This is a genomic window from [Clostridium] scindens (genome assembly GCF_019597925.1).
In the GTDB taxonomy this organism is placed as follows: domain Bacteria; phylum Bacillota; class Clostridia; order Lachnospirales; family Lachnospiraceae; genus Clostridium_AP.
The window spans coordinates 2,965,321-2,986,541 of the sequence record NZ_CP080442.1 but is presented as its reverse complement, the minus strand read 5'-3'; the positions used below and the strand labels follow the sequence as shown (position 1 = coordinate 2,986,541).

The following is a 21,221-nucleotide window of genomic DNA, read 5'->3' as shown; positions in this document are numbered from 1 at the left end:
CATGCAATCGGATTACAATAATAAAAAACTTTACAAGGGAAATGGTGAGAATATGGCAGATGTAAGAAAGCGCCTGGTCTTCTACGGCAGGGTACAGGGCGTAGGATTCAGATATACGGCCAAATACCTGGCTAAGTCCCTGGGACTTACAGGCTGGGTAATGAACGAATATGACGGAACGGTAGTGATGGAGATTCAAGGCAGGGAGCCCATGATACACAAACTGATGGAAGGGCTTAACAGGAACGGCTTCATTTCCATCGACTGGATTGATTCTAAAGACATACCTACGGTTGATGAGAGTTGTTTTTATGTACGCTAGTGTGGTAAGATAGAAGAAACAGACGACGTGGAGAGATAGGGATGGAAAAACAGACAGAGAAAAAGAGCATAAAGAACAGGATTGTCTCGGCAGCCTGGCAGCTCTTCTATGAGAAAGGGTATAATGGAACGACAGTAGACGATATCATCGAACTGTCCGGGACATCGAAGGGTTCGTTTTATTACTATTTCAATACCAAAGATGAGCTTCTTAATACGTTATCCCTGATTCTGGATGACTACTATGAAGAATTGGAAGCAAAGATGGATCCGGAAATGAATAGTTTCTTCAAACTGCTATATTTAAACTGTGAGATGCATACGATGATGGAGGAGAAGATCAGCATTGATCTGCTGGCCTCCCTTTATTCCACGCAGCTTGTGGCAGAAGGGCAGAGCCATCTGCTGGACAGGAACCGCAATTATTATAAACTGATCACCAAGATTGTGGAAGAAGGGCAGAAGCGCGGACAGATACGGACGGATGTAGCGGTCAGCCAGATCACAAATTATTATGCCATGTGCGAGCGCGCCCTGGTTTCGGACTGGTGCCTGAACAAAGGGGAATATTCTCTGGGGCAGTACAGCAAGGAGTGCATGCCGATCATGATGGAGCATTTCAAGGCATAGGGAGGGACAAGTATGGTTATACAAGGGCTTCAGAAACTGACGCTTCTGGACTATCCGGGGAAGGTTGCATGTACGGTATTTACGGCGGGCTGTAATTTTCGCTGCCCGTTCTGCCACAATGCATCTCTGGTAATTGACACCTATAAGAATGAGGAGATTTCGCTTGAGGAGGTGTACTCTCATCTGAAGAAACGCCAGGGAATCCTGGACGGCGTATGCGTCACAGGGGGAGAGCCGCTGATCCAGCATGGGATTGAAGAGTTTCTTGGAACTATTAAAGAGATGGGATATGCGGTGAAACTGGATACCAACGGCAGCTTCCCGGAGAAGTTAAAGAAGATCGTCTCGGCAGGGCTGGTGGATTACGTGGCTATGGATATCAAGAATTCCAGGGAAAGTTATGGGAAGACGATAGGCATTGAAGGCTATGACACCGGAAATGTAGAAAAAAGCATTCAGTACCTGATGAGCGGATCAGTACCCTATGAATTCAGGACAACGGTGGTACAGGAGTTTCATCAGCGTACTGATTTTGAGTCTATCGGAAAATGGATCGAAGGAGCCGATAAGTATTATCTCCAGCAATTCGTAGATTCCGGCGATTTGATACAGGATGGGCTCCACGGATATAATAAAGATATTATGAACCAGGCGCTGGAAGTCGTGAAGAAAAGCGTGCAAACGGCGGAATTGCGCGGTTTATAGTAAAACTATACAATAACAATATATTGTGCGAAAATGTATTTTGTGCACAATATATTGTTATTTTTGTTGACGCAAAAACACAATAAGTGGTATCATAAAAGAACCGGACGAAATAGAATTAATAGTTGAGATGAAAAAGCATGGAAGGGGAGCGCAGATTATGTATCGAGTAATGAAACGCGACGGACAGGTAGCAGAATTTACCCTGTCCAAGATAGGCGTTGCAATTGAGAAAGCATTCAAGGCACAGGAGAAAGAGTATAACCAGGACATCATAGATTTGCTGGCATTGAAGGTCACAGCTGATTTTGAGCCAAAGATCAAGGATTCTTTGATTAATGTTGAGGATATCCAGGACAGCGTGGAGGCTGTTTTGATCAAGGCCGGATATGCAGACGTGGCAAAGGGGTATATCCTGTATAGAAAACAGAGGGAGAAGATCCGTAACCTGAACTCTACCATGCTGGATTATAAAGAGATTGTGGACAGTTATGTAAAGATCACGGATTGGAGAGTCAAAGAGAATTCGACCGTCACGTATTCCGTAGGCGGATTGATCTTAAGCAACTCTGGTGCCATCACGGCCAATTATTGGCTGTCTGAGATCTACGATGAAGAGATTGGACAGGCACACCGGAATGCGGATATCCATATCCACGACTTATCCATGCTGACAGGATACTGTGCAGGATGGTCGCTAAAGCAGCTGATACAGGAAGGGCTTGGCGGGATCCCTGGCAAGATATCCTCCTCTCCGGCCAAACACTTAAGCGTGCTGTGCAATCAGATGGTTAACTTCCTTGGAATCATGCAGAATGAATGGGCAGGCGCTCAGGCATTCTCATCCTTTGATACCTATCTGGCGCCTTTCGTGAAAGCAGATAACCTGTCATATCAGGAAGTGAAAAAGTGCATCGAATCCTTTATCTATGGAGTAAATACACCATCACGCTGGGGAACCCAGGCACCATTTTCCAACATTACGCTGGACTGGACCGTTCCCAATGACCTGGCGAGCCTGCCGGCCATCATAGGCGGAAAAGAGATGGATTTTACCTATGGAGACTGTAAGAAAGAGATGGATATGGTCAACAAGGCATTCATCGAGATCATGATCGAGGGGGATGCCCACGGAAGGGGCTTTCAGTATCCAATCCCGACCTACTCCATTACCAGTGATTTTGACTGGTCCGATACAGAGAACAACCGGCTTCTCTTTGAAATGACAGCCAAATATGGAACGCCATATTTTTCGAACTATATCAACAGCGACATGGAGCCAAGCGATGTCAGAAGCATGTGCTGCCGTCTCCGCCTGGATCTGCGAGAACTGCGCAAGAAGTCCGGCGGCTTCTTTGGAAGCGGCGAGAGTACCGGCTCTGTAGGAGTAGTTACCATCAACATGCCAAGGATTGCTTACCAGTCTGCGAATGAAGAGGAATTTTTTGCCCGCCTGGATAAAATGATGGATATATCTGCACGATCCCTTCATGTAAAACGCGTGGTTATTTCTAAACTGATGAACGAAGGCCTGTATCCATACACCAAGCGCTACTTGGGAACGTTTGACAATCACTTCTCCACCATTGGACTGATTGGAATGAACGAAGCCGGGCTGAATGCAAATTGGATTGGCAAGGATATGACTCATGAAGAGACGCAGGAATTCTCTAAGAAGGTTCTGAACCATATGCGGGAACGCCTGTCTGCTTATCAGGAAGAGTACGGTGATCTGTATAACTTGGAGGCAACTCCGGCAGAGTCCACGACTTATAGATTTGCCAAGCATGACAAAGCACAGTTCCCAGATATTATCACAGCCGCGGAAGGCGATGGAACACCATATTACACTAACAGTTCTCATCTGCCGGTGGGCTATACGGAAGATGTTTTTGAGGCCCTGGATATCCAGGATGAACTTCAGACGCTGTATACATCAGGCACGGTATTCCATGCATTCCTGGGAGAGAAACTTCCAAGCTGGAAGGCAGCCGCCTCTCTGGTCCGTAAGATTGCCGAGAATTATAAATTGCCATACTATACCATGTCGCCGACCTATTCCATCTGCAAGAATCACGGATATCTGAACGGCGAACAGTATAGTTGTCCGGAATGTGGGGAGACTACGGAAGTATACAGCAGAATTACTGGCTACTACCGTCCGGTCCAGAACTGGAACGATGGAAAGGCCCAGGAATTCAAGGACAGGAAGGTATATGACCTCAGCCATTCCAAACTGCAGGTAAAAGCAAAAGCAGAAGAACATATAGATGAAGTATTAAAGCAGGAAGCCCAAGAGCCAAAGAAGCTTCTCTTTACCACCAAGACCTGTCCGAACTGCGTCATGGCCAAGACCATGCTGGAGAAGGCTAACATTGATTACGAGATCGTAGATGCGGAGGAGCATGCAGATCTGGTGGAGAAATATGGAGTAAAACAGGCGCCGACTTTGATCGTGATTGAAGAAGGCAAAGTAGAAAAACTTGCAAATGCATCCAATATTAAGAAATATACCGAGAGTAATTAACAATACTCTATGAGGAGGTAGTCCAATGTATGATATTGTGATTGTCGGAGGCGGAATCGCCGGTATGACGGCTGCAATCTACGGGCTGCGCGCGGGGAAAAAAGTAATGCTCATCGAAGGAACAACCTTCGGTGGGCAAATTACTTTGTCGCCCCATGTGGAGAATTATCCGGGGATTGCCAGCATGAGCGGAAATGAATTCGCGACAACTATGATGGAACAGGTTTCGGCCTTTGGCGCGGAACTAAGCTATACAAAAGTAACGGCTGTCAAGAAAGACGGAAACCATAAGATCGTGGCAACGGAAGATGGAGAGATTCCTTGCAAAAGTGTTATCCTGGCGACAGGAACCACTCATCGCCATCTTGGGATACCGAAGGAAAAGGAATTGATAGGCGCCGGCATATCTTACTGCGCGGTCTGCGACGGCGCATTCTTTAAAGGAAGCGATGTCGCCGTCGTGGGAGGCGGAAGCACGGCATTGCAGGATGCTGCCTTCCTGAGCGAATACTGCAGCCATGTATATGTCATTCACAGAAGAGACGAGTTCCGTGGAGAGAAACGGCTCGTGGAGACCTTGAGGCAGAAGGAAAATGTCACTTTCGTGCTGGATAGCGTCGTGAGCGGGATTCTGGGTGCTGACGTGGTGGAAGGAGTCAAGATACAGAACAAGAAAACAGGAGCGGTAACAGAACAGAAGGTAGAGGGTATCTTTATCGCAGTTGGACAGGTTCCCAATAACCAGGCCTTTGAAGATACTGTGAAGTTGGATGACTATGGCTATATCCTCGCCGCGGAAGACTGCATGACCTCTATGCCGGGCGTCTTTGCCGCTGGCGACTGCCGCACCAAGGAGGTGCGCCAGCTTACAACTGCCGCGGCAGACGGGGCAGTTGCGGCACTGGCAGCCTGCAAGTATATAGAAGAGATGGATGAATAGGGAGAACAAAAAGGACAGGCAAAGACCTGTCCTTTTTGATATTATAATATGCATTTAAGGGTCAGAAAATCAACATTATAGGGTCAGATCCCCACAAAATCATGATGTCTATGGTATACTTATTTTAAACGGGAAGACAGGAATTGCAAGGTTTCAAGAATAACCTTCTGCTTCTCCTGTGAAAATTTTTCCACCTCGATTTTTATTTGTTCGGGAACGGAAGTACTTTTATCCGGATAGATAAAAATATCACATAGGATATCCTGAGGCGTGAGTTTCAGAGCACCGGCAATATTGCAGATACAATCCAGATTTGGATTGGAAGAGCCCTTCTCTATGCGGTTCATAAGGCTTGCTGATACGTGAATGGAATCGGCCAGCTTCTTCTGGGTCATTCCCTGTGATTCGCGTAAATATTTAATACGTTCTCCAATCGTCATAATGCTACCAAACTCCTTTATATAGTACATTTTACCAGCAGGAAAGGAAAATGAGAATTTACTAATATGCAACTGATTTACTAATGGTAAATTTTGCGCGCTATAAAATGAAAAAGGGGGAAAAGTACAATGTTGTATAATACGGTTCAGGTTGAAGTAATTAAACTAGGGATATGTAACATAGAGGGCTTGGGACTTTCGAGCAAAGATATCTTAATTAGAAGTGTTGCCTGGCTGCGGGAAAAATATGAGATGTTTCACGAAGAGTTATATCTACAGAAAGCAGTGTGGCACATATACGCATATTTGGATTTGGGATTTCCTTATGAAGAAGGCCAGAAAGAATTCCAAAAGATACTTTCACATTTGAAACTGACTGTAGAGGAAGTCTTTCCTTTGACAAAATGGAATTATAAAAAAATGCCATTGAGTAAAACCAATGTCAGGAATTTGCTGGGAAAATGGAATCCGCGGATGCATTCTATGAAGATAACTGACGCGGTAGAAGATATAATAACAAAGGTGGCTGGAAAAGAAGAAGGCGAATATACCTATTATTGTGGTAAAATGTTAATACAAGAGGGAGAAGAGGCATTATGGGAACATACCTTCCGTTTATATATACGGAAGCAAGAGGCAATATTCTATGATGTCAATAGAAACCGACATTACATATTTGTTTAGGAGTTACTTATGATAAGAATTGCGATCATAGAAGATGACGATGATATGATGAGAATCGTAAGCAAGTGCGTGAAAGAATCAAGCATGGGAGTGGCTGATTTGGATATTTGCTGCCTGACAAATGCAGAAGACTTTCTGGATAAAGCGAAGCAAGAAGAATTCGATATCCTCTTTTCAGATATAGAACTGCCGGGTATGAATGGGATCAAGTTGGGAAAAATGGTCAGAGAGAAATATCCAGAACTGTACTTAGTATATTTGACATCCCATTCAGAATTCGCCGCAGAAAGTTATACAATTGAAGCTTACCAATACATATTGAAGAAGGATATGGAGTCGCGCTTCCCGCTAGTTGTTAAACGCCTGGTAGATAAGATCAGCAAGGAACACGAGCAGTACAGATGGATCGGAACATTTTCAGACAAGAAAAAGATATATTATAAAGATATTATCAGCATCAGTAAGTTAAAAGGGGCTAAATATGTGGAATATGTGACGGTAAATGATATTTTCAGGGAACGTATACCATTGGAGTGCTTGCTGAGAGAATTAAACAGCAAAGAATTTATAGTGGTTGAGCGAGGGTTCGTTGTTAATATGAAGCATATTGCCAGAGTGGCTGGAAATACATTGTATCTGGATAATGGAGACAAGGCCATGATCAGTAGGGCCAGGATTGCGAAGGTTAAGGAACAGATTCACCTGTACTGGAGGGGGCTTTAATGTATGATGCGGTTCTGAGAATCATCCGGCTGGGGATATCCATCGGCGAGGTGTGGCTCTGTTACCAGTTGATGTATCTTATAGTATTAGAAAAAGAGTATCTTAGAAAGAAAGACAAAGTTATTATCTGGGGCAATATTTTAATCTTGGGGTGTTTGCTTGCAATAAATAGAAACGCGGTGTTTTTTTCGATTATAATGCTTTTATTTTGTGTTATTGTAACGGTAACATGTGTGTGGATTGTTAATCGGAAAAATGTTCTATTGATATTTTCAGTTATTTTCTTGTATTATACATTAATTTCTTTGATGGATTTTGTTTTTGCGTTTGTTAGCATGGAATTTTTAAAACAAAATTTTCTTAATATGATTTTTGCTCATGCTGATACATGGTGGCCTCAGTTGATATATATTTTTTCTCGGCTTCTGATTGGAGGAGGAATACTTTATTTATATAAGAAAATTGATGATATTCATAAAGTAGTTAAGGAATTTCGCAATACTATGTTGGGAATAGGCGCAATTCTAATTATTCTATTGAGAAAATATCAAATCATGATGGATCAAATGATACAGAACACTCAGAAAATGCGGGGCGGAGCCAGTAGCCTTTCCTTACTTTTTATTGCTATAGTTATTATGTTTTGCGGAATATTGCTTTTTCAATATAAGAATTTAAAGAAGGAAAGAGAAGTCTTGCTTTTAAGGGACAAAATGATGGAAGAAAAATATCAGGAGATGTTGAAAAGTCACCAGGTAATTCATGATATGAAAAATCATTTGATTGTCCTTAGAAATTATGAGAAGGAAAAAGAATGGGGGAATTTGCACTGCTATCTGGATAGTATCAGTCAAGAAATAATGAATACTTCTGATCAAATGTGGACCGGTAATGTGATGATTGACTTGATATTGAACCAGAAGTCGACAGAGGCAAGAGAAAAGGGAATAAAAATGAACATACTAACGGTTCCTGTTTCAGGATTTCCTTGTACGGACAGAGAGATTATTTCGCTATTTGGAAACCTTCTGGACAATGCAATAGAGGCCTGCGGACGGATGGATGTGGATGATACATGGATCAATTTTAAAATGGAGAAGCAGAACCAGATGCTATTTATTGAAATCGCTAATAGTATTGGTGAAATACCCCGGTGCAAAAACGGTGAATTTATTACGTCGAAAAAGGAGGCTGGTAGCCACGGGTATGGATTAAAGAGCATAGAGCGCATTGTTCGTAGGTACGATGGGACAATCTCTTGTCAAGTAGATAAGAATCAGTTCTGTGTGGAAATTTCTTTTTTTGACAATGAGAATTCTAATTAAAAATGAAGAAGGGAGGGATTTTATGAAGGAAAAAGTTCAATATGATTGCGCAGGCAATCTGATGGAGGAAATTACGGAGGTTGAGAATTTGATTTCTCAAGAAAATGAATTTGCGGAAGCAGCTTCGTATACGTTTAACTGTACTCATTTTTTAACGATATTATGTTGTTAAAAAGCAAAAACCACAAAGGCAGAATGTCATAGGTTTTATGGCATTCTGCTCTTTTGAAATATAAAGATAAAGGGGCCAACAATGGAGAATAGCAGTTATTTATTTGAGAGGCATTATATAAATGAACAATCCTCTAAGCTAAATAAAGAAAAGTATGAATATTGGGCCAAACTGCTGGGGGAAGATACAATACAGCATCTGATAGAATGCAAGGAGGACTTTAAAAATTATCTGAGCGACGAGCCATATACAATTAATGATGGGGATGCGCTGGATAAATATAATAAAATACTTACCGCTTCTAAAAACCAAATGAAAACTGTAAACGTAGAAAAAATCAAACCAACAATATTTTTTGCGGAACTTTACGTAGGCATACTAGATTCTTCTTTGAAAAGATTGAAAAAAGCATTGGAAGGGAGCGAGGGATGTTTTGAACAGAGCATTTATGATGACTTTGCATTTCATTTAGCATCACAATTACAAAATATTTGTTTGAGGTCGCTTATTGCAGAATTAAATGCTTACAAAACTAAAAAAATGTTAAAAGGCCAGGATACAAGGGAAGAGTACAGATACTTTTGCGAAGAAATCGTAGGGAAGCCAGGATTTAAAAAGACATTATTTGAAAAATATCCTGTTTTATGCAGATGTATTGGGGAACGAACGGAGTATCTGGAAGCCTATTATGTAGAAATCATAAACTATTTTGAAAAGGATAGGGCGCAGATACAGTCCATTGTAGGTTCGAATAGCAAAGTCTGTAAGATTGCGCATATGACAGGCGGAATTGCAGATGTGCATAATCAAGGACGACAGGTTATTAGGATTCAGTTAGATAATGGGAAAGAGATATTGTACAAGCCTCGTTCAATGGAAAATGAACAGAAGTATATGAGGATGCTACGATGGCTGAGTAAGAAGACGGGAGTCAGCCAGTATGAGTATGATATCCGCTCCTTTTCAGATCATAGCTGGTGCTCCATCGTAGAGTATAAAAGTTGCAATTCTCAAGAGGAGTTAAGAGAGTATTATAAAAGGCTGGGAGTCCAGTTGTTTCTGACTTATTTCCTTAGCACAAAAGATTTGCATTACGAAAATATAATCGCCTGTGGAGAATATCCGGTATTGATTGATCTCGAGACGATAGTCACGACTACATATAGCCACAAAAGAGAAACGGCCGATGAAGAAATATACTACCGATTGTCACATTCCATGCTGGCAACAGGCTTATTGCCTTATTCACATTGGAATAGGGAAGGAAAAGGGATAGACAGCAGCGGAATTGGAGGAAATGAAGGACAGACGTATCCATTTAAAGTTCCGACGGTTATAAATCCAAAGACATCGCAAATGCATATTGAGTATCGGTATCCACAGACTCAAAAGGCACAAAATCTGGCAACAATGAATGGAAATTTTGAGAGTCCTGTTAGATATGAAGAAGAGATACTTTCCGGCTTTACACAGGCATATCGGGCAGTGCTTGATTGCAAAGAGGAATTCAAGATGAGGCTTAGGGATCTAGAAGATACAAAAATTCGATTTCTGGCAGCGGACACGCAGCGTTATAGCATGCTTCTGTCGAGTTCCTATCATCCCAGCCTGCTGAGGGACGGTGCAGACAGAGAGATATTTTTATATTCCTTATGGAGAGGAAGAGATGACGAAGATAAAGAACTGGTAGAAAAAGAAGTGCGTTCTCTACTGAAAGGCGATATTCCATATTTTGAGCGCTGTCTATATGAAAAAGATATGGAAGAACTTTATAAAAGGCTGGATTGTATTGATAGCAATGACTTAGAGCAACAAAGGGATCTGATTCAAGTCGCGCTTGAACTGACGCCAGAAAATAAGGACCAATATATAAATAACGTATATCGAGTAGAAGAATGCAGTCAGATAGGCTGGGAAGTAGAGATAATACAAAAGGAAATAAAAAGACTAACGGATAGGCTGATACGAGATGCCGTATGGAATCAGACAGGAACAGAAGTAAGTTGGTATATCGTACAGTTTACATCAAAGACGGGAATGAGATGGAACATCAAGCCCATGAATATGTATCTGTATGATGGTTTGGCAGGAATGCTTCTGCTAATGTATCAGTTACAGCAGTTTGATGGGTGGGAAGAAGTAAAAAGGATGTATCAGGTGTTGAAAAAGATGCTTTTTGATTACACGGACAGGGGGACTGGTTCGATTGAGAACTTAGAGTCTATGAATACCGGGGCATATGAAGGAGAGGCGTCCATTGTATATGTCTATCTCATGCTGTATCAACAGAGTTGGAAAAATGAGTACTTAGATTATGCTAAGAAACATGCAGTAATTCTGCGCCAGCTGTTAGAAAAAGACGAACACTATGATCTTCTGTCCGGGAATGCGGGAGCAGCATGGATTTTATTGAAACTCTATGATATTGCCGGGGATAATAAATATCTGGAAATGGCTGAAAGGGCGGTTGGAGTTCTGATAGAAAAGGCTGAACTACAAGAAAAGGGCATTGGCTGGCGGATAGAAGAAGGGACTGCGCCGATGGCAGGAATGGCACATGGTAATAGCGGAATTCTGATGCCTATCATTATCTTGTGGGCTCGAACAAAAAAAGAAAAATACAGGGAATTAGCAGAAGAAGTATGGAAGTATGAAGAATCACTATATAATGCACAAATTAATAACTGGCTGGATATACGGACGAACGAAATAAGCGTAGATGAGGCGGGAGCAGTGGCGTGGTGCCATGGCGCTGGCGGCATATTGCTATCCCGACTTTTATGCTATAAGGAAGTAGGAGATATTTGCTGGAAATCTAGGTTTGAGACGGACATTGCACGGGCATACGCAAAGATGAAAAATTACTGGAAACGTGACAGCTGGTGCTTGTGCCATGGGATATGCGGGAACATGTGGATATTGGAGGAAGCGGAGAGATTCTATGGAGAAGTGGAAGGAGAGGGGAAAAGATTGCCGGGGGATTCTGTTAGATTGCTTCCTCAAGAAATAGTAAATCCTGGGCTGATGAACGGATATGGAGGGATTTTGGGGTACTTGATAAATGTTATATTTGCATTATTTAATGAAGAAAAAATATAATGATTATATTTTAGGGTCAGAAAAATGTATGCTTGTGGTCAGAGTCTTGAAATTTTCATATAAACTGGGCAAGATGAAAATAACAGAAAGTGTAATAATACCTTGGGACGAAAAGAATTCAGTAATAAACGAGGTGAAAATGTTGGAAAGCAGGAGGTATGTGGTAAAATGATCCAAATTAAGGAGGAACATCATGAAACCTTTGATAGTTTTTAGTATACTTGTCATAAGTTATGGTGGATATAGCATTATCACAGGAAGAATTCCCTATGCCAGGAAGCATTATGATTTTAAAAAGCCTGTATTATTTGCTAGAACTAGTGGGGGAGCCCTGGTAATTCTGGGCATTTACTATTTTATATTTGGATTTATCAGGCTTCCAGGATGGACGGTAATTGTTGTTCCTCTGGTACTCTTTTCTATAAGTTTTATATTACAGAAAATCATAGATATAAGATGAGAATATAGGGTGAGGAAAGGAACGGAACGTTTAATTCGTGCTAATTTTAGAAGGTTGGACGTTTCCGTTCTTTTATATGTTTCCTACGAGGTTTAGAATAGAAAATGTAAGATAAATAGTAAGTGACGCATAAAAGGACGGCTAGTTTGCGATCCGTCTTTATGCAATAATTATCGCAGTTGGAGTATTCACTTCATATTCCATTTCGGAATCTGCGATATTGGAGCATTTCGCTCTAAGGTCTTTCTCAGACGTCTACGCTCCTGGATCTGCTATCGTAAAACCATAGACTATTTCACTCCAGCAGTTGTGGAGGATTTATCAGTGACAAAAAGAAAAATGTCCAATGAGCAATGGATGGAAATAATCCAAACTTGCAGAAGCAGTGGACTCAGTGATTATTAGTGGTGCAAAGAAAACGATGTTGCTGTCAGCATTTTCTATAAGTATGCAAAGGCTTCCGGGCTGGGTGTCCCAAAATACTTGGAGCACTTATTAGTGAAGATGCCGGGGTATCTGAATGAACCCGAAGGTATCGAGGGATTGCTGCCGTGGTCTAAGTCCGTAAAGGAATTATGCGCTTCTAATCAAAAATAGAAACTTAGAGCATTTCACTCCATAAACTTGGAGAAGGAATACTTTCGTATATTTTGGACGCATTGATATGCGTCACTTACGGTTTAGCAGGTATGTTGTTAATAAGTTGTTTTTTGCAAAAATATCGAAATAATCGCGAAATTGCCGAGATAAATAGGATACTATTATTGTATCTTATTATATATCAGTACAAAAATGAAAAGATATATTTAGATTATGCTAAAAAACATATAATAATAATGGAACAGCTGATACAAACGGATACAAATTATGATGTTCTTAAGTGGAATGTAGTTGCTGTTTTGGTGGTTTTAAAACTATATGATATATGCCCTGAAAAAAAGTATTTAGTACTAGCAGAAAAGCAGTAGATAGGTTGCAGGAAAAAGCATTAAATTTAGAGCATGGTGTAGGTTGGTAAATCGAGAAACAAGTGCCGATGACAGGAATGGAGCATGGGAATAATGAAATTTTGATGGCATTTGTAGGGGGTGGAAGAAAACAAATAAAAGTAAATACTTTGAATTTACAAAAAAATATTAGATTATGAAGATTTTTATATAATCCTTCACGGGAAAGATATGCGAACATATGAGTGCGTACAGGATACTGTGGGAGCCATAGCATGGTGCCATGGAGTGTCGGGGATCCTGCGGTCAAGAATGTATTGTTAGGCTCAAAATACAGATGCAGATATGTTTCGAGCATATCAGAATTGGTGAAATATTGGAGAAGAGTTAGTTGGTCTTTATGCCATGGAAATTGTGGGAGTTTTTTTGGTTTTAGAAAAGGCAAAAACATTTTTTGAAGAATGCTCAATTGATGAAAAATATATTTTTAAGAGAAAAGATATTACATTGTTATCACAAGAAAAATGAATCCGGGTTTATTTAATGGTTATGGAGGTATTATATATAATATGTTGAAAAAGCAGGACAAGAATATTCCGGATATTTTCTTGTAAATAACCGATAATGGTCAATATATATATTCTTGAGGGTCAAAGTCTTGAAATAAATAGTCTAAATAGTTAGAGTATAATTATAATCGATTATAAAAAATGATATGGAAGGAGGGGCTAATATGAAAACACCAAAAATTGTAGCTAGAGGATGGACCTGTTTGGGATGTGCGGGCTGTACAGCGTGTTGGGCAAGTGCAACTGCAATAAGTCATGTATCAGCAGCTAATATATTTGGATAAGTTAAACGCGACAATGTTAAATAAAGTTTTACATTGTCGCGTATTTAAAAATAATCGTATTATTCAGGGAGAAAAATTATGAAAGAGTATTTATTTTGGGACGATGAAATTTTAATTGAATCAATAAATGCAGATATAATTTGTTTATACGTTTTCAAAGGGAAAGAAATAGAAAAAAGAATGATTAATAATATAGCAAAAGAAATTATTCTTAGAATTAATGGCATGTATACATTTGATGATATAGTAAAGTATTTTTCGCAAAAATACGAGACAAGTATAGAAGAAGTTGAAGGGAAGTTAGTTCCTTTTCTGGAAGAATTAGAAGAAGAGTATGGACTAAGTATTCGGACTAGTTCACATCCTAAAGAGAAAAAGGTCGAAGAAAAACGACAGAATTTGTATCCACATGTAGCATCTTTAGAAATTACTCATAAATGTAATCTTAAGTGTTTGCATTGTTATGGGAGTTTTGATTGTTTAAATCAGAAAAGTATGCCAATAGAACGGATAAAGAAATTACTTAAGGATTTAAATGATATTGGAACATGGGTTATTGAACTTACAGGAGGAGAGTGCCTGATTCATTCTCAATTTAAAGAAATTCTGCTATATGCCCTTTCGCTAGACTTTCTTCATATTAATATATTGACAAATGGCGTTGCATTAACCAAAGAGATAAAAGATATTATTATATGCAATAGAGATAGGGTGTTTGTACAAATTGATATACATAGTTTGGAGGATGAATATTTAGAGTGGTTTACAGGAGTAAAAAACATAGCAGAAATAATTAAAAGCAATGTGAGAGAGTTGGCAGGCAATAATGTTAAAATGAGAATTGCAACAACTGTAACTAAAAGAAATATAGATGAAGTGGAAAAGATCGCAGATTGGGTGTATTCTCTTGGAATAAAAATGTATGTCCCGTCTTCGGTTATAGAATTAGGAAGGGCTGTGTACTCTGAACAAGACATTTTATTAGATCAAGAAATGCAGATAAAGTTGTTTAAAACAATAGAAAGGATTAATGAAAAATACGAGGGAATTATAAATACTCTAAATAGCGACGAATTTAGACAGAGCCCCAATTGTGGTTGTTTATCTTCACACGTAACTATTGCTGCTACAGGAGATATAAAAATATGCACAATGGATACCGGAGAGTATACAGATTATCAATGGGGAAATGTTTTTGAACAGAATATAAAAAGTATATATGATGAAAAACAAAGTGATTTCATTACATTTTCGGAATTAGAAGCGCCAGATGCATTGTCAGATGAGTGCAGTGAGTGTGAAAAAAGGCTTTTTTGCTCATCATGTATACTAAGAGGAATTGTGGCAGGAAAAGAGAAGGCTGGAAAATGTAAATGGATAAAAAATGTGCCATTTGTGTAAAAATTAAAAGAAGTAAACAGATAGCATAGAGGAAGAATAGATATGTTAAGTGTTAAAAATTTAAAAAAGGAATACGGTAAATTCAAAATTGATAAAGTTAGCTTTTCGGTTGAACGTGGGAAAATTACAGGGCTTATAGGAAATAATGGGGCAGGGAAAACAACCGTATTGAAATGTGTGATAGGAGTTCTACACTATGATTTCGGGGAAATAATTATTGACGGGTTAATGCTTGGACATCATGAGGAAGAGTACAAAGAAAAAATAGGAATAGTTTTTGATAGTGGATATTTTTATGAAAATTTAACGTTGGAAGAAATGAAAAAAATTATTTCAGCAGCCTATCGGAACTGGGATGAAGAAGTATATCAAGGATATTTAAAGAACTATAAGTTGGACTCAAAACTAAAAATAGAAACGCTTTCCCAAGGAATGAAAATGAAATATGCTTTAGCACTTGCGCTATCTCATAATGCGGAAATTTTAATATTTGACGAACCAACGAGTGGTTTAGACCCAAAAACACGACAATTATTTTGCAAAGAAATGATAGATCAAAAAAAGCAAGGAAGAACTATTTTGTTTTCTACGCATATCACATCAGATCTGGATAAAATAGGAGATAATATTATTCTTATGGATAGAGGGAGAATTTTAAAGGAAGCTACAAAACAAGAGTTCCTCATGGGTGAATCAACTGTGGAAGCCGCGATGGCGAACTTAATAACTGAAGGAGGAAAAGCATGAAAATATTAACCTTGATAGAGAAAGAGATAAAACTAGCAGGGAATTATTTTTGGCTATCCATAATAGTGTTAATTGGTATTCCTATTTTTTTGAATCAGCAGAGTGGTGGACAATATAGTGGGATTTATACATTAATGATTACTCTAAATTTTTCAATATATTTTCTTTTTAATAATATTTTTTTAAACGAGGATAAATATAAAGGGAATTTATATATGCTAGCATTGCCCTTTGGTAAGAACAGACTTGTATTGGCGAAATATATATTAGCGATTCTGATTTTCATATTTGCTATAATATATTATAAAGGAATGGAAAATGTAGGAGTATATTTAAATATTGTATTTTCTCAATTAAACTATTCGGAGATGTCAATTGTATTTTTTGTGTTTAGTCTAACAATAGGTATATTCTTCCCGATTTATTACAAGTTTTCTTATGCAAAAATAAAAGTTCTTTTGGCGGCAATCATGATTTTTTTACCAACATGGGGATTAGTGCTACTCAAATATATTTTAGATATTGAAGTGGTATATCAAAAATTTGTGATAAGTGCGTGTGCTTTGATTAGTATTAATATTTTAAGCGTTATAGTTATATTATGTTCCGTATCTATTTCCATAAGATGTTTGAATTCTAAAAATTAAAATCGTTATATGATTGTGTAGGATGGAATAAATGAAAAAAAGTAATATAAAAAAAAGAATATATCAAATAGTAGGAATAACAATATACATATGCATAATTTTTTTAGTGGGTAAAATGACAAGAGTTTTTTTGAAGGAATTCAAATATGAGATGGGGGAGTTTAATATTGCTACCTTAGGGTGCTTTATAGGGGCTTATGTTGTATGCGTATTGGTCCATGAACTAGTGCATTTAATCAGTTTTTTATTGACGGGATTTTCAGTTGTAGCAGCGGAAATATGTGGTATACTTCTGCTTTTTTTGCATAGAAAAATCAAAGTGAAAATTAATTTTAGGAGAATTATGTCAGGTGGTTGGATATTGCCATTAATGAAGAAAAATATAATTTCGTTACAACAGTACAAACACTATAAAAGAGGTTTTTCATTTGCTTTAATTATGGGGCCGGTGGTTTCTTGTGTGATGATGGTATTTTCACTCCTGATTAATATAAAATTGAAAAATAGTGATATTTGGTATAGGCAATTTTTCTTTTTGCTATTTTTCTTCTCGGCAGGGTTCGTGATTTCAAGTGTTTTGAAAAAAGGAAATAGTCGTGGAGATGTTTATTCATTTTTTTTACTACAAAAAAGAGAAATACTTTTTTTGGTACAGATATGTGAAAATATAGATACGGAAAAAGAAAAAAATATATTTAAAATATCTGATTACTTGGTGGGAGAGCTAGAAAAAGAATTGCAATTTCAAGCGAAGAAAAACAGTAATCTCTTAGAAGATGATATAATAGTTAGCGCAATAAATATTATATTGATGAGATATATTATATGCGGCGATATAATAGATTCATCTACGAAAGAGCTATTTGAACATTGCATAAATACGTTGGAAACAGATAAAATTCGGTTCATGGAGGAAGAATGTAAAATATTATTTATTCATCTTATATATTATTTGAAATATGAAGATGATAATAGATGGGAAACATTGGTTCCATATACCATAAATATTTTTGATGATGACGGAGTAAACCAGTATTATAAAGCACAAATAAATCAAATATGTTATTTGGAAAACAATTTGGAATTTCTAAATGAGAGGGAGAATATAAAAACTTCGTCTTTTTGGGAAATTGAACATTTGCTGAATATACAACAACAAGATGAGAGAAATTTACTTGAAGTTTTTTGTGAGAGTATTAATTAATCATAAATCAATCTAAAATGCCGGATGAATTAAAAAGTTTAAGAAAGTTTTAATGGAAAAAATTTATAATATATTCGCATAATATCTGGTGGAGGGGCATATTAAAATGGACTTATTTCATGTTTAATATGCTCTAATTGTATATTAACGGGAATACTTCTAAACTGTAAATATTATTTATTTTTGATTTTAATTATCTTGACCATCGAGATACTTTATTCTATATATCTTTATATTGCTGAACCAGTCGGAACTAAAAATAGAATAGTTATTGGATTATAACAGGAAGTATGAAAGATTTGCCTTATTTTCAAAAGGAATGCGAATATATATATGAAAACAATTGTGAGTTAAGAGGGTTGATTAAAGATACTCAAATCAAAGGAATACCAAAAGGTATAAAACGCAAAAAGGCGAATTTGGAGGAAATAGTTTTTTTTATTCAAAAAGGGGATATAAGTATGATAAAAGTACTTAAACTTGATTATACGTTGGTCTGTTCGCAGTTAATTACAATAATTTGTACGATATGTTTTTCTTTTGTTGTCAGTATTGTTTTAAATATGCCTATAGTGGTAATAGGGGCTTTGTTTATGATGAACATGATTTTTTCAACTATACCATTTGAGATGGATAAAGATTATAAATTTTGCTTTTATAATATGCTTCCGATCTCTAGAAAAATAAAAATTGTTGCTAGATATACTTTTTTAAGCATAAATACATTATTTACATCGGCTTTTTCATTACTTATTCTTTATATTTCTGCACAGAGAATGAGGGTAGTGATTAAAGGTATTTTTTATGTTGTTTTTGCATTTATGGTTTCTGTTTCATTTGTTTTAGCCTGTCTACAATATTTAATTTATTATAAAGTAGAGGCTACTATAAGTAAACAAAATAGTTTGTGGTTAAGGTTTATTCCGGCATTTGGAATGATGATGTTAGTTAATTTATTTGGAGAAAAATTGATTGATTCTAGCCTGCTAAGAGTAGTAAACAATAATATAGGACTTAGTATTGTGTTTATGCTGGTGGTTGATTTGAGTGTATTATGGATTGGTATTAATATTTCTATTTTAGTAGAGAAAAAACGAAAAATATAAGGTGGATCGAACAGATATCAAAATTCTGATTTGTTTTTAGGTCCTTAGGATTGAAGAGAGTTGAGCAAAGCATGATAGCGAGTTTCTCGAAAATAATTTTAGCATTTTAAAAAATAATCTTTAATATGCCATTTTTGATAAAATCTAGTAACAATTGTATATAAAAGGTGGAGGGACTTACGGTCATTTAAAGCCTTCACTCATACAAGATAGCGATAGTGTATTTTAATCGTATTTGTCAAAGAAGGAAGATAGGGATCACATATTTATCAATTAAATCAAGGCATTAATAATTAAGTAACAACAAATTATACAATTAATAATTTATAACCACAGATGTGTATAGTCATGGACACACTGTTGAAGTCTTGAAATAAATAATGCATAATTGAAATAACAGAAAATTATTGAATTTAATTTGAATTGTATACTAAAAATGAGCCGATAGAGAGGATTAATAATGAGTATTGTGTCGGAAATACTATAAAATTGAGGAACAGAAACTAAAAACATGTCTCTTTCTTATTATGTATAGCATTCTTTTCAGCAGTATCTTGACATTGCTTGTTTTTGCTAGTTCCCTAAGAAGGCAGGCATGGTATAGAGACATATATCACGATAATACCAAAAGGAAAAGTAATCTTTGTTGATGTTGACGAGGGAGGGGGAGTTAATGAAGTATCAAATCAGAAGAATAATTTCTTTCATATGCATTCTTGCCTGTGGATTCAATCTAGTATCGTGTGCTAAGAATCCAGAGAAACGTATCGTTGTGGACAAGGCAGAGGGGCTGTCCAAGGAAAGCGTGCTGCCGAATGAAAAGGATGTCCCTAAGGATCTGGGGGCACCGGAGCATTGGCAGGAGACCATGGACAGGAGCAATGGCTTTGTCACTATAGAGGCAGACTGCCAGGTGCGGATACCTGAAGTATATAATACGCCCGTGTATCTCTATAAAATGCGTCCCGTGACTAACAAACTTCTGAAGAGACTGTGTGACTATTTCTCCGGAGGCGACAGACTATATGAGGAGCCGGCGATGACGAAGGAAGCTCTTCAGGCTCAGAGAAACAGCATGGTTAGCCTGAGCGGTGATTGGTCATGGTATAGTGAGAGAAGTTTAAAGCCAATGCTGGAAAGAGTAGATGAATTGATCCAAAAGGCTCCAAAAGAGGAAGAACGCCATTATATCAAGGCGGAACTCATGGCTCCATACCAGACGGAAGAAGAGTATGTTAAGGAGAAGAGCATGTACGTATCCCGCCAGAACAGTGATTATTATTTTGATACGGGAAAAAAGCTTGGCTTTATGGCGAGGGTTGACAAAGGGCGGACTGTCAACCCGATCATACGAGCGATAGATTATGATGAAGAATTAGGGAGCACATCGAATTTTCTTTATAGGCAGGGGACGTTCGTTGACGAGAAGTGGATGGAGCATACGTTAAGCAATCAAGAGATTTTTGGATACGAAGGCGAGGCTTACAATGAATATCTAAATCGCTTGAACGATGCACTTGGCCAGACTGAGAGCGACATGTTTCAGAGAGAGGATGCATTAAGGGAAGCGAATAAAATATTAAAGGCATTGTCTCTGAAGGGGTACAGGGTCGCGGACTGTGTTAAGGCAGTGGGAAGCCCCGAGAGCGAGAGCTGGGCGTGTCTTGATGAGGCGGATCTGAAAATGGTCAGGGGCTATTCAGTTTATCTATCCCTTGAAGCAGGGGATCTTGTAGGTTATGCGCAGCCATTCCAACAGCCATATTTGGAACTGCCGGAGACCACTTATGCGCCGTCCTTTTCGACAGAACAGATACATATGGTTTTAACGGAAGAAGGAATCCAATTGTTCGAGTGGACGAACCTGGGAGAACAGGAAGACGAGATTGCAGAGAACACAAAGTTGCTATCCTTTGATGAGATAAAGGAAGAGATGGCAGATCATCTGTTATATAGGGCAGTGGCTGATGGCGGCGAGGAAGCCAAGGCGCTGGGGGATCGGTATCGTTACACTGTAACTGATGTACAACTAAGGGCAGTCAATATTTCGGCTTATGAAGAGCCTAAAGCGGTATGGCTGGTTCCGGCATGGGTATTCAGTTTGAAATATGATGTAACCTTTTCCCAACAGACAACTATGAAGGGGAATGATATTGAACTTGTACTGAATGCAATTGATGGAGGCTATGTAATGCCAAGGCTTGACCCTCGAATTATTATTCCGTAAGGCTGATAAGCTGTACCTGGTTCCTTTTAGATGAAAAACCACATATGAGAATGAGGAGGGATT

At 38.1% G+C, this 21,221-nt stretch carries 18 protein-coding genes; 17 read left to right on the top strand and 1 reads right to left on the bottom strand.

Translation table 11 applies throughout. The features are described 5' to 3' along the window. Positions 1–52: 52 nt before the first annotated feature. From K0036_RS14215 to trxB, 5 genes are all read left to right on the top strand, one after another. Positions 53–322, top strand: coding sequence for an acylphosphatase (locus tag K0036_RS14215; RefSeq protein WP_009248816.1), 270 nt, complete (start codon positions 53–55; stop codon positions 320–322). Between the two features lie 41 nt (positions 323–363). Next, positions 364–951, top strand: a complete 588-nt coding sequence (locus K0036_RS14210; RefSeq protein ID WP_173693971.1) for a TetR/AcrR family transcriptional regulator — start codon at positions 364–366, stop codon at positions 949–951. Positions 952–963: 12 nt separating this feature from the next. Further along, on the top strand, positions 964–1,656 hold the full coding sequence (locus tag K0036_RS14205) for an anaerobic ribonucleoside-triphosphate reductase activating protein (protein ID WP_025642666.1): 693 nt from the start codon (positions 964–966) through the stop codon (positions 1,654–1,656). Positions 1,657–1,816: 160 nt separating this feature from the next. After that, a complete protein-coding gene (locus tag K0036_RS14200; RefSeq protein WP_025642669.1) occupies positions 1,817–4,183 on the top strand; it encodes a ribonucleoside triphosphate reductase in 2,367 nt (788 codons plus the stop codon). 25 nt (positions 4,184–4,208) lie between these two features. After that, positions 4,209–5,123 carry a thioredoxin-disulfide reductase gene (gene trxB / locus K0036_RS14195; RefSeq protein WP_220430026.1) on the top strand — a complete coding sequence of 305 codons (915 nt, stop codon included), beginning with the start codon at positions 4,209–4,211 and terminating at the stop codon, positions 5,121–5,123. A gap of 119 nt (positions 5,124–5,242) precedes the next feature. On the opposite strand, the gene K0036_RS14190 is transcribed toward trxB, so the two are convergent. After that, positions 5,243–5,563, bottom strand: coding sequence for a helix-turn-helix domain-containing protein (locus K0036_RS14190; protein WP_049947225.1), 321 nt, complete (start codon positions 5,561–5,563; stop codon positions 5,243–5,245). 129 nt (positions 5,564–5,692) lie between these two features. On the opposite strand from K0036_RS14190, the gene K0036_RS14185 reads away from it, so the two are divergent. The 12 genes from K0036_RS14185 (at position 5,693) to K0036_RS14130 (ending at position 21,158) form a co-directional block, all read left to right on the top strand. Then, positions 5,693–6,247, top strand: coding sequence for a hypothetical protein (locus tag K0036_RS14185; protein WP_025642675.1), 555 nt, complete (start codon positions 5,693–5,695; stop codon positions 6,245–6,247). Positions 6,248–6,256: 9 nt separating this feature from the next. Continuing rightward, positions 6,257–6,970 carry a LytR/AlgR family response regulator transcription factor gene (locus K0036_RS14180; protein ID WP_220430025.1) on the top strand — a complete coding sequence of 238 codons (714 nt, stop codon included), beginning with the start codon at positions 6,257–6,259 and terminating at the stop codon, positions 6,968–6,970. Further along, positions 6,970–8,295, top strand: coding sequence for a sensor histidine kinase (locus K0036_RS14175; RefSeq protein WP_220430024.1), 1,326 nt, complete (start codon positions 6,970–6,972; stop codon positions 8,293–8,295). Before K0036_RS14180 ends, K0036_RS14175 begins: the two co-directional genes overlap by 1 nt. Before the next feature lie 22 nt (positions 8,296–8,317). Continuing rightward, positions 8,318–8,467 (top strand): hypothetical protein, encoded by a 150-nt coding sequence (locus tag K0036_RS14170; protein WP_220430023.1) that lies wholly within the window; start codon positions 8,318–8,320, stop codon positions 8,465–8,467. Between the two features lie 81 nt (positions 8,468–8,548). Next, positions 8,549–11,566: a type 2 lanthipeptide synthetase LanM family protein gene (locus K0036_RS14165; RefSeq protein WP_220430022.1), complete on the top strand. Its 3,018-nt coding sequence runs from the start codon at positions 8,549–8,551 to the stop codon at positions 11,564–11,566. A 193-nt stretch (positions 11,567–11,759) separates the two neighbouring features. Continuing rightward, positions 11,760–12,026 carry a hypothetical protein gene (locus K0036_RS14160; protein WP_220430021.1) on the top strand — a complete coding sequence of 89 codons (267 nt, stop codon included), beginning with the start codon at positions 11,760–11,762 and terminating at the stop codon, positions 12,024–12,026. A gap of 1,878 nt (positions 12,027–13,904) precedes the next feature. Then, positions 13,905–15,227 (top strand): radical SAM/SPASM domain-containing protein, encoded by a 1,323-nt coding sequence (locus K0036_RS14155; RefSeq protein WP_220430020.1) that lies wholly within the window; start codon positions 13,905–13,907, stop codon positions 15,225–15,227. A 42-nt stretch (positions 15,228–15,269) separates the two neighbouring features. Continuing rightward, the gene (locus tag K0036_RS14150; RefSeq protein WP_259283313.1) at positions 15,270–15,974 is read left to right on the top strand and encodes an ABC transporter ATP-binding protein; all 705 of its coding nucleotides are present in this window, start codon (positions 15,270–15,272) and stop codon (positions 15,972–15,974) included. After that, positions 15,971–16,621 (top strand): ABC-2 transporter permease, encoded by a 651-nt coding sequence (locus K0036_RS14145; protein WP_220430019.1) that lies wholly within the window; start codon positions 15,971–15,973, stop codon positions 16,619–16,621. Before K0036_RS14150 ends, K0036_RS14145 begins: the two co-directional genes overlap by 4 nt. A gap of 31 nt (positions 16,622–16,652) precedes the next feature. Then, positions 16,653–17,825, top strand: a complete 1,173-nt coding sequence (locus K0036_RS14140) for a hypothetical protein (protein WP_220430018.1) — start codon at positions 16,653–16,655, stop codon at positions 17,823–17,825. Between the two features lie 290 nt (positions 17,826–18,115). After that, complete coding sequence (locus tag K0036_RS14135; protein WP_220430017.1) at positions 18,116–18,931, top strand: ABC-2 transporter permease; 816 nt, start codon at positions 18,116–18,118, stop codon at positions 18,929–18,931. Between the two features lie 673 nt (positions 18,932–19,604). Further along, entirely contained in the window at positions 19,605–21,158 is a 1,554-nt protein-coding gene (locus K0036_RS14130; protein WP_220430016.1) for a DUF6034 family protein, read from the top strand. Positions 21,159–21,221: the final 63 nt, after the last annotated feature.

Coding starts and splice junctions, on each gene's coding strand:
- K0036_RS14215 (WP_009248816.1), top strand. CDS start 53: ATGGCAGATGTAAGAAAGCGCCTGGTCTTCTACGGCAGGGTACAGGGC.
- K0036_RS14210 (WP_173693971.1), top strand. CDS start 364: ATGGAAAAACAGACAGAGAAAAAGAGCATAAAGAACAGGATTGTCTCG.
- K0036_RS14205 (WP_025642666.1), top strand. CDS start 964: ATGGTTATACAAGGGCTTCAGAAACTGACGCTTCTGGACTATCCGGGG.
- K0036_RS14200 (WP_025642669.1), top strand. CDS start 1,817: ATGTATCGAGTAATGAAACGCGACGGACAGGTAGCAGAATTTACCCTG.
- trxB (WP_220430026.1), top strand. CDS start 4,209: ATGTATGATATTGTGATTGTCGGAGGCGGAATCGCCGGTATGACGGCT.
- K0036_RS14190 (WP_049947225.1), bottom strand. CDS start 5,563: ATGACGATTGGAGAACGTATTAAATATTTACGCGAATCACAGGGAATG.
- K0036_RS14185 (WP_025642675.1), top strand. CDS start 5,693: ATGTTGTATAATACGGTTCAGGTTGAAGTAATTAAACTAGGGATATGT.
- K0036_RS14180 (WP_220430025.1), top strand. CDS start 6,257: ATGATAAGAATTGCGATCATAGAAGATGACGATGATATGATGAGAATC.
- K0036_RS14175 (WP_220430024.1), top strand. CDS start 6,970: ATGTATGATGCGGTTCTGAGAATCATCCGGCTGGGGATATCCATCGGC.
- K0036_RS14170 (WP_220430023.1), top strand. CDS start 8,318: ATGAAGGAAAAAGTTCAATATGATTGCGCAGGCAATCTGATGGAGGAA.
- K0036_RS14165 (WP_220430022.1), top strand. CDS start 8,549: ATGGAGAATAGCAGTTATTTATTTGAGAGGCATTATATAAATGAACAA.
- K0036_RS14160 (WP_220430021.1), top strand. CDS start 11,760: ATGAAACCTTTGATAGTTTTTAGTATACTTGTCATAAGTTATGGTGGA.
- K0036_RS14155 (WP_220430020.1), top strand. CDS start 13,905: ATGAAAGAGTATTTATTTTGGGACGATGAAATTTTAATTGAATCAATA.
- K0036_RS14150 (WP_259283313.1), top strand. CDS start 15,270: ATGTTAAGTGTTAAAAATTTAAAAAAGGAATACGGTAAATTCAAAATT.
- K0036_RS14145 (WP_220430019.1), top strand. CDS start 15,971: ATGAAAATATTAACCTTGATAGAGAAAGAGATAAAACTAGCAGGGAAT.
- K0036_RS14140 (WP_220430018.1), top strand. CDS start 16,653: ATGAAAAAAAGTAATATAAAAAAAAGAATATATCAAATAGTAGGAATA.
- K0036_RS14135 (WP_220430017.1), top strand. CDS start 18,116: ATGAAAGATTTGCCTTATTTTCAAAAGGAATGCGAATATATATATGAA.
- K0036_RS14130 (WP_220430016.1), top strand. CDS start 19,605: ATGAAGTATCAAATCAGAAGAATAATTTCTTTCATATGCATTCTTGCC.